General features: G+C 70.3%; 9 protein-coding genes. 3 read left to right on the plus strand and 6 right to left on the minus strand.

The window, feature by feature from the left end; genetic code table 11:
- Positions 1-365: 365 nt before the first annotated feature.
- The 5 genes from CP981_RS34540 to CP981_RS34560 all read right to left on the minus strand — a co-directional run bounded on the left by CP981_RS34540 (position 366) and on the right by CP981_RS34560 (position 7,596).
- Entirely contained in the window at positions 366-2,285 is a 1,920-nt protein-coding gene (locus tag CP981_RS34540) for an ArnT family glycosyltransferase (protein WP_085922251.1), read from the minus strand.
- A gap of 41 nt (positions 2,286-2,326) precedes the next feature.
- Entirely contained in the window at positions 2,327-3,367 is a 1,041-nt protein-coding gene (locus CP981_RS34545) for a C40 family peptidase (protein WP_085922250.1), read from the minus strand.
- A 62-nt stretch (positions 3,368-3,429) separates the two neighbouring features.
- Entirely contained in the window at positions 3,430-3,912 is a 483-nt protein-coding gene (locus CP981_RS34550) for a poly-gamma-glutamate biosynthesis protein PgsC/CapC (RefSeq protein WP_033269075.1), read from the minus strand.
- Complete coding sequence (pgsB, locus tag CP981_RS34555) at positions 3,909-5,255, minus strand: poly-gamma-glutamate synthase PgsB (RefSeq protein WP_085922249.1); 1,347 nt, start codon at positions 5,253-5,255, stop codon at positions 3,909-3,911. The genes CP981_RS34550 and pgsB overlap by 4 nt, the downstream gene beginning before the upstream one ends.
- Positions 5,256-5,271: 16 nt before the next feature.
- Positions 5,272-7,596, minus strand: a complete 2,325-nt coding sequence (locus CP981_RS34560; protein WP_085922248.1) for a cache domain-containing protein — start codon at positions 7,594-7,596, stop codon at positions 5,272-5,274.
- Positions 7,597-8,585: 989 nt separating this feature from the next.
- On the opposite strand from CP981_RS34560, the gene CP981_RS34565 reads away from it, so the two are divergent.
- Positions 8,586-9,845, plus strand: a complete 1,260-nt coding sequence (locus CP981_RS34565; RefSeq protein WP_244329928.1) for an alpha/beta hydrolase family protein — start codon at positions 8,586-8,588, stop codon at positions 9,843-9,845.
- A 223-nt stretch (positions 9,846-10,068) separates the two neighbouring features.
- Positions 10,069-10,221, plus strand: coding sequence for a hypothetical protein (locus tag CP981_RS39010; protein WP_244329929.1), 153 nt, complete (start codon positions 10,069-10,071; stop codon positions 10,219-10,221).
- Between the two features lie 614 nt (positions 10,222-10,835).
- Here CP981_RS39010 and CP981_RS39015 read toward each other — a convergent pair.
- Positions 10,836-11,441 carry a transposase gene (locus tag CP981_RS39015; protein ID WP_107429478.1) on the minus strand — a complete coding sequence of 202 codons (606 nt, stop codon included), beginning with the start codon at positions 11,439-11,441 and terminating at the stop codon, positions 10,836-10,838.
- Here CP981_RS39015 and CP981_RS37990 point away from each other — a divergent pair.
- Complete coding sequence (locus tag CP981_RS37990; protein ID WP_425282190.1) at positions 11,407-11,619, plus strand: GNAT family N-acetyltransferase; 213 nt, start codon at positions 11,407-11,409, stop codon at positions 11,617-11,619. The genes CP981_RS39015 and CP981_RS37990 overlap by 35 nt on opposite strands.
- The last annotated feature ends 12 nt before the right edge of the window (positions 11,620-11,631 follow it).

An 11,631-nucleotide genomic window follows, 5' to 3' on the forward strand; every position in this document is an offset into this window, starting at 1 on the left:
CGGATGGAAGACAGTCTCAGTGCGGCATTCGCCGAGATCACCGGGGCCGCGGAAGGGGACACCACGCCGCGGATTGCGGCGAGCCAGGTGATCGTCGTCCAGCAGACCCTGGCGGTACACAATCTGCGCAATGTGCTCGGGCCTGGCGGTCTGACCCCGGACCCACCATTCCTGCGTCGTCACACAGAGAGGGCCCGGCAACGTGCGGCGGTTGCCGGGCCTTGGGCCGACGTAGATGACGCCCCATCAGCGAGGGGGCGAAGCCGTCGTCTGTCCCGGATGCGGAGTGACGATGCAGCCCCCTGCGTACGGGAGCCGTCGCGGTCCGTGAGTGTGTGGGCCGCGGAACTCGCCGTGGGAGGAGGTCATGTGGCTCCAGCGCAGTCGTAGAGGGTGAAGCTTCCGTCCGAGAGCTGACCGTAGGCGCTCGGGGAGACGGGGGTGCAGCTTTTCTTCACCCAGACCGACGCCGGAGTGGACGGTCGGCGCGTGGTGAGGAGGGCGTAGCGCAGTTGGTGGGCGGAGACCAGGTCCCTGAGCCGTGGTGCGGTCGGATAGGGGGTCAGGCCGGTGAAGCCGCCCATGACCAGGAGGGGTTGGGGGGTGGCGCGCAGCAGGGGCTCGGCGCCGTACGCGGCTTGGGTGGCGAGCAGGTACTTCTCCCCGGAACGGTGCGCGGAGAGGTAGTCCAGCAGTGCGGTGTCCCGTGCGGACGGTGTGTTCAAGGGGTTCCGGAGGACCTTGGCCCGGTGATGGTGCGTACCGTGGAAGCCGGGGCCGACGGGGCCGGCCAGGGGTTCGATCGGTGAGCCGGGGTAGCGCGGGTTCAGGCAGGAGGCGGCCCAGACGGCCGGCGCGAGGAGTACGGCCGCCAGCGACGCCGCCAGGGCGCTGTGCATGGCCGCTCGTGTGGTGCGGGGCCCGCTGGTCCACAGTCCGACGGTCCCGCACAGGCCGAGCATCAGCACCACCGGCAGCAGCCAGGGCGCGAATTCGCTGTGCGGGCCGTCGATGACCGCGGCCCACAGTGCCGTGAGCCCGACAGCGACGGGCAGCGCCGCCCGGCGTCGGCCGCCGGCGCGGTACTCGGACCGGAAGAGCGCGATTCCGCCACCGGTCAGCGCGGCGAGGGCCGGGGCCAGTACGGCCGTGTAGTAGCCGTGGTTGCCGTTGGAGTTGCTGAAGACCACGAGGTGCATCACCAGCCAGCCGCCCCAGAGCAGGAACCCGGCCCGCGGCCCGTCGGTGCGCGGTCGTCCGGCGCGCCACCACACGCCCAGCGCCAAGGCCAGCACGGCGAGCGGCAGGAGCCAGGCGATCTGCGGGCCCACGTCATGGTTGACCACCATGCTCCACCCCGTGTTCCCGCTGGTGCGGCTGGCGGCGGTCCCGGCGACGGCGCCCAGCGCCTGCGGGTCGTGGCCGAAGCGGCTCAGCCCGTTGTAGCCGAAGACCAGGGTGAAGGGGTTGTTGTTGCTGGTTCCGTCGAGGTAGGGACGGTTCGCGGCGGGGGAGGCCCATACCAGCAGCAGCCAGGAGCAGGAGACGACGAGTGCGGTGAACCCGGCGAGCAGCAGCCGCCGGGCCCGGTCCCACCAGGGGCCGGGCGCTGCGAACTGGTACACCGCGGCGAAGACCGGCAGGACGAGCCAGGCCTGGAGCATCTTGGCCTGGAAGGCCAGTCCCACCCATGCCCCGCAGAAGAGCAGCGGCAGCAGTCTCCCGGTACGGACGGCCTTCTGCAGCGACCCCGCCGCCAGGACCAGCAGCAGGACGAGCAGGGTGTCGGGGATGTTGTGCCGGTTGAGCGCGACGGTGACCGGGGTGAGGGTGAGTGCCAGCGCGGCCAGCAGCCCTGCCAACGGCCCGGCCCAGGCACGCACGATCCGGTGCAGCGCCCAGACGGCGAGGAGGCCCTCCAGCACCTGCGGCAGTACTGCCGCCCAGTTGTACGGCCCGAGGATCCGGACGGAAAGGGCCTGCGGCCACAGCGCTCCGGGGATCTTGTCCAGGCTGATCGAGCCGCTCGGGTCGAGCCCGCCGAAGACGAAGGCGTGCCAGTCCGCTGCCATCGACCGCACGGCCGCGCTGTAGTACGGGTGCACCCCGGTACGCCCGATGGCCCAGGTGTAGAGCACCGCGGCAACTGCCAGGATCAGCAGCAGGGCGTAGGACTCCCGGCTGAGGGGGGTGGGTTGCCGGAGCTTGGCGCGGACGGCGCGGCTGATGTCGCGGATGCGGTCGTGGCGGTCGGTGGGGTCCCGGGTGAGGGGGACGGTGGCCATGGCGGGGTCTCTCCTGGGGCGGCGGGCTGGGGACGTCGGCTTCACAGGCGGCGGGCCATGCGGAATCCCTGGGCGTAGAAGCCGGAGCCGTCGAGCGTCGCGCGGCCGGCCCAGTCGCCCATGGTGGGCCCGTTGGCCCGCGAGCGGCTGGAGTAGAAGCGCGGGCGCCCTTCGGTGTCCGGTCCCAGGTAGATGCCGCAGTGGTCGATGCCGTGCGGTCTGCCGATGTCGATGGCGAAGAAGACGAGGTCGCCGGGGAGCAGCTGACTGAAGTCGGCGGGCGGCCGGCCGGTGTTCGGGATCAGCAGCACGCCGGGGGCCCGGGTGGCGATGGCGTAGGCCCGGCGGGGCAGGCCGATCCCCGCGTCGTTGGTGGCGTGCATGGGGTAGCCCATCCGGTAGCCCCAGACCAGGCGCATGAAGCCGGAGCAGTCCACGTCGCCGTAGCGCTCCTTCTCCGGGTGCTTGCGGGTGCCGTCCGGGAAGGTCCAGGGAGTGCCGAGGTAGTCGTAGAAGTCGGACTGCTCGTCGCGGTAGTGGAACGACGTCTCCGACTGGCCGGGAACACGCGGCCCGAAGTGCGCCTTGCCGGCGTAGCGCAGACCCGAGGCGGTGTGCAGATCGTGCGCCCCGTCGCCGTATTGGAAGGCCACGGCGAAGGCGTCCGGACTGCGGTCGGCCAGGGCCTTGGGGAACCATTCCCGGAACCATCGGGTGTGCTCCTTGCCCTGGCTCCATGCGCTGCCCATCAGCCGTATCCAGGCGTCGCTGCGCACCACCGCACTGGTGGTGCGCGGCTCGCTCCAGGTACGGGTCGGGCCGGTCAGCAGCGCGGTGCGGGCGCCGTCGGTGAAGGTGGCCAGCACGCGGTCGTCGGCGGCGCGCACCACCGTACGGCCGGGCGCGGCGCGGCGCTCGAAGCGGTAGCCGCCGGCCGGTACCGGGACGTCACTGCCCGGTACGCCGCTGCGGAAGTGGTGCCAGGCGTATCCGGTGACCGCTCCGGCGGAGGCCAGACCGGCGGCACAGACCAGGACCTGGCGGCGACTGGGCCTGCCGGACGGGGTGGGGCGGGTGCCCATGTGACCTCCTCGACGTGTGGACGGGTACGGCGGATGCGTGCGGCTAGGGGGTGTCCCCTGGATCAGCCGACGGGCAGGGCCCCCAGCAGCAGCCCGGCGACCAGCACCACGTACGTGCCGAGGGTCACCGCCGTGGTGGAGACCACGGTGGCCGCCAATGGCTGGCGGACCAGCTGATAGGCGATCAGGCCGGGCACGATGAAGCCCAGGGTCTGCGCGGTGTACAGGAGCGGGAACTCGTGCTGGAGGGCGAGCATCACCGTGGTCTGGAGCAGTACGGCGGACAGCACCACGGCGGCGAACAGCCGCTTTCCGTAAAGGATCACATGACGCTGGAGGAGCTTGGTCGCGGCGAGGGTGAGGGCCGTGACGCCGATCATCATCGCGGCCCGGACCACATCGGTGACGAGGGTCAGCGCCAGCCAGCCGGGGGTGATCATGCCGCCGGGGGAGAGGTTGGTGGTCAGATAGCAGATCAGCGAGAAGAGCAGTCCGAGGGCGATCCCCAGTGCGGCGGTCTGCGGAGTGACGATGACGGGGATCACAGCGGGTTCCTTGCGGTTTCGTACCGGGCGTCGGCAGGGGCATCGGCATGGGCGGGGGAGGGGCCTTGGGTGTGTGCGCCGGACGTCGGGCCGTTCATCGACCCCACCCAGCTGTACGGCTCCGCCTCGGGCGGGTGCGCGACCGGAAGCGGCTCGTCGGCGTGGTCCGGGGGCAGCTTGCCGAGGTGGTCCAGGAGGAGTTCGCCCTGGCCGTGGATATTGCCGACGGCCACCAGCGAGGAATCCGGGGGCAGTTCGGCGAGGAGGGCTTGGGTCAGCTCCTGCGCGTCGCGCCGGTCGCCGCCCAGGTCCACCACCCGTCCCGGCGAGCCCGGCGGGATGCCGTCGCGGGCGCTCTTGGTGGGATGCCCGATGAGGAAGACCGTCTCGGGGGCCAGGTCGGGGACGATCGCTCCCATCTGCCCATTGCGTTCCACCCGGTCCGGGCGGCAGTTGATGACGAGGTTCAGCGGGCGCCGGATCGCCCCGAGTTCCTCCAGCTGACGGACGTTCATCAACGTCGACTCGGGGTCGTTGGCGGCGAAGACATTGGCGAAGCGCAGCCGCTTGCCGTCCGGTGTGCGGTAGCGCTCGACGGAGAGCACGCCGGGGTCCGGCGGCGCGTCCCACATACCGCGCAGGGCGGTGGCCCGGTCCACACCGAGCAGTTCGGCCACGGCCAGCGCGATGGCGACGTTCTCCTTGAACGTGAACCAACTGAACTCGCGCAGCTCCTCGTCGGTGACCGACTCCGGATCGACGGCGATCAGCCGGCACCGCCGCTTGTCCGCCTCCTCTTCGAGGATGTGCAGCCGCTCCTGCTCGGCGGTGACGCAGACCCCGTCGAACGGCATCGACCGGGACAGCGAGCGGGCGACATCGTCCAGCGTCGGCCCCATTTCGGCGAGGTGGTCCTCGCGCACGTTGCACAGCACGCCGATGGTGGAGCGGATCAGTTTCTCCTGGTTGACCTCCTGCAGCGCGGGCATCACCGCCATGCACTCGATCACCAGGGCGTGCGGCCGGTACGCCGCCGCGCGCCGGACGATGCCGATCTGCTCGACGACGTTCGCGATGCCGAACTTCCGGTACACCGGCTCCTCGGTGGCGTCCGGGTGGATGAACCGGGCAGCGGTGCCGGTGGTCTTGGCCACGGTGACCAGACCGCCGCCGCGCAGCGCCCCCGCGCACAGCCGAGTGATCGAACTCTTGCCGCGAATGCCGTTGACCAGCACCCGGGTGGGGATCTGCGCCAGCGCGGCGTAGTGGCGCCGCTGCTCCAGCACGCCGGCGACCAGCAGCACGGCACAGCTCAGCAGCAGGACAACATAGAGGAAAAGCACGTCGGTCGATCCTTCACTACGGTGCGCTGTCGCACTGGAACGAGGGGGCAGGGACAGCGGCCAGATCGGCTCCCGCGCCACGGTCCCGCTCCACCAGCGCCTGCCGGAGCAGTTCCAGACTGCGGGTGACCGAACCGCACTCGTCGTGGTGGACCGGGAACAGCACGGTGCGGCGGTCACCGGCGGCGAGCCGTTCCGCGCATCCGGTGAGCGTGCGCAGCGGTCTGACCACCACGATGTGCAGCCAGCCCAGGCAGGCGCCGCCCGCGGTCAGGGCGAGCAGCCCGGCCAGCATGGTGCGTGCCTGGACCTGATATGCCGCCAGTTTGAGCGCCGCGGCCGGCTCGGCGGAAACCACCCGCCAGCCGAGTCCGGCGGCAGGCCCCTTCTGTGCCAGTGGCGCGGCGGCCGCGACCGACAGGCCCTCGCCCGGGGAGGTCCCCGCGTGCAGTACGGCCGATGCCGACTTGCCCGCGCCGCCGGGGGCCGCGTCGGTCTTCGCCACCAGACGGGTGAGGCGCCGGCTGGGAAGGGACTGGAAGGCTTCAAAGCCGGCGCTCGCCGCAAGCACTCTGTGGCGCTCGTCGGTCAGCCACACGCTGCCGAGCCCGGGCCGGGAAACCAGGTCGTCCAGCACGTCCACGCCGATCTCCGCGACGACGACAGCCGGGGCGGTGTCCTCGGCCTTCCTGGCGCCCTTGGCCTTCCCGGGCGCCGGGATCCGGGCGTAGGCGGCGATCGCCGGGATCTTGCCCGACGTGTTGACCTGGGTGATTCCCCCGCCGATTGGCGGGACGAGGGGGCGCACCGGCTGCTTGCCCACCTGCTGCACGAGGGCACCGGTGCGGTCCAGCACATACAGCGACCGGAACATGGGGTGGTCGGCGCGTTCGCGCCGCAGCACCTCCGCCGCCCGCTCGCGTGACGCACCGGAGAGGGCCGACGCCGCCGCCGCGAGGTCGGTGCGGCTCCCGCCGAGGGAACGCTGCACCCGGTCGGCGGCGGCCTCGGTGCGGGCCTGCTGATCGGCGACGGCGGCTGCCGGTACGGCCTTGGCCGCCGGTACCCGGTTGAGCAGGAACAGCAGCGGCACCCCCCACGCGGCGATCACGAGAGCGCAGACGAGCACCAGCGCCCGGACACCGGGACGGCGCCGCACCTCCTGCGCCGGCTCCGGCCCCGTCTCGCCGAGCAGTTGGCGGCGTATCGACTCCAGCGCCCGGCCGGCCCTGCCGGGCTCGCCGAACCCGAGAACCGGCACCGGCCGCGCCAACTCCGCACGCCTCTCCGGCACTTCGCCGACCCCCCTGGCCAGCCGGGCGGCGGACAGATGCAGCCGCAGCAGCGGACGCTGCATCGTGCCCCACAGCGCCAGGGTGACCAGCACGGCGATCACCACCAGCGCACCCGCGGCCACCAGGGCGAACCACATGTGGTCGGCTCCCGCCTTCGCCGGAGGCACCTCCCGGGCCGTCAGGACGGTCAGTCCCAGGCCGGAGGCGTCGTCCTTGCCGTCCTCCGAGACGACCGAGGCCCACCCCGTGACCCTGCGCAGCCCGTGGCGACCGTCACCGAGCACGCTGCCCGAGACGTCGCCGGTGTGCACGCTGGTGTTCGCGGCGTTCGCCGCAGCGGCAGGCAGCGCGCGGTGGCCGGTAGCGGCCGCCAGGGCCGCGCCGGTGGTGGGGGCGGAAGCACACACCTTGCCGTTCCGGTCCACCAGTTGCCCGGTGCGCCCCGCTCCGTACACCGCTGGAGCGGCGACCTTTTCGGAGACGACAAACAGGAGTCCGCGTTCCTCCGCGTCCTGATCCCCTCTCAGGTCCCCCGCCTGATCCTGGTTCTCGTCCTGCTTGCGGTCCGCAACGGGGACGCTCACCCGGGCGAAGAGCAACATCCGCGGTGCGCCAGTGCCGGAAGCGACCACCCGGGGCGCGATGTTGCCGGTATCGGGCCGCGCCAGATCCTTCGCATCCACCCCGGTCAGCGGCACCTTCTCCCCACTGGCCGCCAGCGGTTTGCCGGTGCGCGGGTCGAGCAGCACACCGCCCGCCGCAGGGTGCCCGGTCGGGAGAAGGGACCGCAGAACTGTCGCCGGTTTGCTGCTGCCGGCGGGTGTGGCCGACGCAGCGGAGCGGCGCACGGACCTGGCACTTGCGTTGATGGAGGTCCCGACCGAGTCGGCGGCATCCTGGGCGATCTGGCGTTCCGCGTCGCTCAGGGCCTGGGGCACATCCTGTTCGTGAACGGTACCGAGACCGAGAGCGGTCAACGCGGAAACTGCCAGCAGGCCGCAGAGCAGTGCGGCGATCGGTGGGCGGACGCCTCCGAGCATGGGCATGTCGGCGCGGCGTCGGGCGCGGTGCGGACGGGGTGCGCGGGCAACGGCGTGCAGGACAGGGTCCTCTCGGCATGTGGGGAATGGCCGTGCGGCAACTCAACCAGTATGAATACTGGGAACACAGGATAATCACAAGGGTGTTCGTTCTGTGCCCTCTATGCCGTCCCGTACGGAACTTGGCTCAACTCGCCCTGAGAAGCAGCCGCTTACGCGGTCTCGACCTCGTCCCGGCGTATGGAATTTCCCACGCAACAGCCGACAGGGTCGTTTGCTCCTTCGTTCCCCGTCTGCATTCGATCCCTCACGCACAGTCGCGGTTGCGCCGAAGGCGGCCACCGAAACTGCCCCTTCCCGGGAAAATGCGCAATTCCACAGGGGGTGGTCGCCCCGGTCGGCAGTTACGAACTGACGCGTAATAAAAGCGCTCAGTGAAAACGGTGAGCAAAGTCGAAGCAAACCTTGATCCGATGGCCACCATCATCCGATGGCGTGAACCAGCCACCTTTCACAGCGGCCTGCTGGCCGGGGCTGACGCTCCTTCAGTCAACGTACTGAGGCAACGAAACGGTCGTGCACGTCCGGCCTCCCCCGGCTTGGACCTTGCTGCTGCAACTGGTTGCCCAGGGATACCGAGTGGCCCGGCACTGACAACTGCCACCGGCCGCACCAGGGGATTTCCCCTTAGCGCAGCCCGCACGGACACTCCACGTTGCTCAACTCGGTGGCATGCACCACCAGCGCGGACAGACAGTGCCCAGCGCATTGGGGTCCAGCGCAAAAGGCCGGTCACAGGGGCCCGGCGACGGACGGTGTACGAAGCCGACACCGCGCAATTCCGGACGCGTCATGAGCACTCACCTCACCCACCGCCGTGGATAACTCCCCGCACTTTCAAGTGGGTTGGCTGGGCCATGGCAAAACTGCATATACGATGACCGCCAGCCGATCGCTGATCACGTGGCGATCACCACCATGGAGGGGGGCTGCCCATGAAGCACGCACGAAGGCGCCACAGCCGGTTGCGCACCCGGGTCGCCGGCACCACAGGACTACTGACCCTTGCCCTGGGCGCCGGGATCGCGCCGGCCACCGCCGCGGAGAAGACCGCCCATACGCCCATGGCCGCGGCGGCGGCCTTGGACACAGCGGCGTCCGCGGACACGGAAGCGGCCGTGGAACCGCCCCAAGCCCCGGGCCAGCTGACTCTCCCTGCTCCGACCGGTCGCCATCGCGTCGGGACGGTCGACCTCCACCTGCGCGACTCGTCCCGCATGGATCCGTGGGTGCCCGGACAGCAACGCGAGCTGATGGTCTCGCTGTGGTACCCGGCGACACACACGAGCCAGTACCCCGCCGCACTCCTCCCCAACAGCCAGCAGGTGCTGCCGGGCGGGGTGACCCTGCCCACCACGGCCGGGCACACCGGCGCTCCGGTCGCCCGCAAGGACGGCAAGCTGCCGGTGCTGCTGTACTCGCCCGGCGGGCGCGGGAACCGTGCGACGGGTACGGCACTGGTTCAGGACCTGGCCAGCCGCGGCTACTTGGTCGTCACCATCGACCACACCCACGACACCGGCGATGTGGTGTTCCCCGGCGGGCGACATGAGGTGAGCATGCTGCCGCCAGGCACCAAATCGCGCGACTTGATCGACGTCCGGGCGGCGGACAGCCACTTCGTCATCAACCAGCTGGCCGAGATCGCCCGCGGCCGCAACCCGGACGTGGAACACAAGCCGCTCCCCCACGGGCTGACCCAGGCCGTGAGCACGAAGCACATCGGGATGTTCGGCGCTTCCCTCGGCGGCGGATCAGTGGCCGCCGCCATGCACGCGGACTCCAGGATCGACGCCGGCGTGAACCTGGACGGCCAGCTCTTCGGCCGGTCGGAACACCAGCGGCTCGACCGCCCCTACATGCTGTTCAGTTCCGAGCACCACAACCGCAACACCGACCCGAGCTGGGCGCGGCTCTGGGAAAACCTGCACGGAGAGCGGCTCGACCTGAAGCTGCGCGGCTCCGGGCACAACTCCTTCGTCGACAACCAGGTCCTGTTCCCCCAGGCGCCGGGCGCATTCGGGATGACCCCGGAAGCGATGCAGCAGGCACTCGGCACGATCGACCCCAACCGCTCCATCGAGGTCCAACGCACCTACGTCGCCGCCTTCTTCGACAAGCATCTGCGCCACCAGCACAGCAGCCTCCTCGACGGCCCCTCGCGCCATTACCCGGAGGTCGACTTCGTCCGCTGAACCGACCGGACGTCACCGTCGGCCACTGCCCGGCGCGACGGTATGTCCCGGCCGTACACCCGCACCGCACGCTGACCTGCTGCAGACGCTCGACGGGTACCCCGTGGCCCGGGCGGCAACGGACGAGCTTCGAGGGCAACCGAGCAACAACAAGGTCGCCTTCATCGGCTGGTCCGCGGCCGCGTCCACGATGGGGCCGTAAGCGGTCAAGAACCCGGGCAAGGTGTCGAGCCTGTTCCTGCTGGCGCCGATCTTCCCGCCCGACGGCACGTCGAACACGCTCTCGAAGCACTGGCTCAAGCACCTGAAGGTCGACGGCAAGACCCAGGGCATCTTCGACATGAACACCAAAGGCGACATCAGCCCAACTCCGTAGAACAGCCGAGCCCTCGACCGCGAACCGTGGGGGCCCAGGGTCCATACGTCAGCCTTGCGCCGTCGTCAGCGCCGCCACAGGGTGGAGTCCGCCGTCTGCGCGCCCCGCCCGAACGGCGGGCCACGGCATCGTCCGCGGCGGCGCCGGCGCCCTGGGCGCGAGCGTGACCGGGTGGATCATCTGGGACCACCCAGCGGTAAGTGCCCAGTCCGGTGCCGTGCCGGGTGCCGCGGCGGGCGATGGCCGACACGATGCCTCGGGCGCGGACCTGGTCGCGGTAGATGTCGTGGTCGTAGCCGCGGTCCGCGAAGAGCGAGTCAGACTTGCGGCGGGGACGGCCAACCCGGCCGCGGACCGGTGGGATCGCGTCGAGCAGGGAAGCAGCTGGGTGACGTCGATGCGGTTGCCACCTGTCAGCAGGACCGCGAGCGGGGTGCCGTGGCGGTCGGTGATGAGATGGTGTTTCGAACCGGGCCGACCCCGGTCGATGGGCAACGGGCCCGTGTGCTGCCCCCTTTTAACGCCCTGACGTGAGAGGAGTCGACCACGCAGCGGGACCAGTCCAGCCGCGAGGCCGCATTCAGCTCGTCCAGCAGGACCTGGTCCAGCCCCTGTCAGACGCCGGCCTCGTTCCAGTCCCGCAACCTGCGCCAGCACGTCATGCCCGAGCCGAACCCCAACTCCTGCGGCAGGTACTCCCACTGGATTCCGGTGTGTAGCACGTACAAGATCCCGCACAGCACCTCCCGGTCCGGCAATGCCCTGCGCGCCCGGGTAGCGGAACCTGCGCTCACGCTGCGGCAGCAACGGCTCCAAGCGGCCCACAGCTCATCCGACACGATCCAAGGCGACGTCCCCACACCAGACCGAACGCTCAACTCCCGCCCCGGCCACGGCAACCAGGACCGACCCACCTCATTGTGTGAGCCGCTGTAAGGCGGAACTCCCTGCCCGTCAGCGCTCTCGCGGAAGTCGATGTGCTGCGACGGACGCTGGACGCCCTGTGTCGCAAGTTGGACGGGAGGGCAGCTGCGGCCAAGACGGCACGGCGCAAGAGAGCCGCGTTCAACGAGGTTCTCAACACCGCAGTTGAAAAAGGGTACTTCGCTGAGAACCCTCTCAACGGGCTCAGGTGGAATGCTCCGGCGGCCAACGAGGAGCTGGACCCGGCAGGCCAGTGCAGGTGTGGCGAGCGTCTGCCGCACGGCCCGTGAAGCCATCGGTCTGCACCGTATCGAGGCCACCACGTTGCTTGACAACGACCCGTCGCAACGCGTGCTGGAGAAAAGCGGTTTCGAACCGATCGGTATGGCTTCGCGTTATCTGCACATCAATGGGGAATGGCGGGATCACCGTCTGTTCCAGCGGATTCTGCATGCCGGTCCGCCGTCGAACTGACCGTCTTCGAGG

This window comes from Streptomyces platensis (genome assembly GCF_008704855.1).
Lineage (GTDB): Bacteria > Actinomycetota > Actinomycetes > Streptomycetales > Streptomycetaceae > Streptomyces > Streptomyces platensis.